Annotated in this window: 1 protein-coding gene; it reads right to left on the bottom strand. The window is 45.3% G+C overall.

The window, feature by feature from the left end:
- A partial coding sequence (locus HA632_RS01885; protein WP_176305551.1) for a hypothetical protein occupies nt 1-309 on the bottom strand: 309 nt, incomplete at both ends.

Genomic DNA, 309 nt, shown 5'->3' with positions numbered 1-309 from the left:
AGAACAAGTTGTAGTATTGAAATTGGCTGATTCATAACAAGCCAAGCCGGTTGGAGCTGACGGTTGCGTCCCAGTTACATCCCAAGTACAAGTTGCAGTATTGAAATTGGCTGATTCATAACAAGCCAAGCCGGTTGGAGCTGACGGTTGTGTCCCAGTTACATCCCAAGAACAAGTTGCAGTATTGAAATTGGCTGATTCATAACAAGCCAATCCGGTTGGAGCTGACGGTTGCGTCCCAGTTACATCCCAAGTACAAGTTGTAGTATTGAAATTAGCTGATTCATAACAAGCCAAGCCGGTTGGAGC

Source organism: Flavobacterium sp. J49 (genome assembly GCF_011742145.1).
Lineage (GTDB): Bacteria > Bacteroidota > Bacteroidia > Flavobacteriales > Flavobacteriaceae > Flavobacterium.
The sequence above is the reverse complement of the archived record's forward strand: the minus strand, read 5'-3'. Positions and strand labels throughout refer to the sequence as shown.